This window comes from Pseudomonas sp. SID14000 (assembly GCF_002165135.1).
In the GTDB taxonomy this organism is placed as follows: domain Bacteria; phylum Pseudomonadota; class Gammaproteobacteria; order Pseudomonadales; family Pseudomonadaceae; genus Aquipseudomonas.
In genome coordinates, this window is the sequence record NZ_NFZQ01000161.1 from 1 (window position 1) to 395 (window position 395).

At 71.1% G+C, this 395-nt stretch carries 1 protein-coding gene; it reads left to right on the plus strand.

The annotated features are described in order from the left end of the window. Window positions 1-395 (plus strand): histidine kinase (locus CAY82_RS27770; RefSeq protein WP_256576356.1); only part of this gene is annotated, 395 nt, incomplete at both ends.

Below are 395 nucleotides of genomic sequence, written 5' to 3' on the forward strand. Positions count from 1 at the left end.
CTGTACACGCTGGCCGCCTCGGAGGTGCCGCGCAGGATCACGATCGTGCTGGCGGGGATGACCTTCGTCGGTTCGTTCGTCGTGGGGTACGTGCGGCTGCGGCAGAGCGTCAGCGCGCACGCCGACGTGGATTTCGGTCCGGGTGACTGGTACATCCCGCTGGTGTCGTTGTTCATGGCGCTGGGGCTGACGGCGCCGGCGGTGCTGTTCGGGCTCTACATCGGGGCGAGGCGCCGGCTGATGGAGGGCCTGCGGGAGCGGGCGGACTCGCTGGAGCGGGAGCTGTCGCTGCTGGCGGACCGGGCCGAGGAGCGGGCCGAGTGGGCGCGTACGGAGGAGCGGACCCGGATCGCCCGGGAGATGCACGACGTGGTGGCGCACCGGGTGAGTCTGAT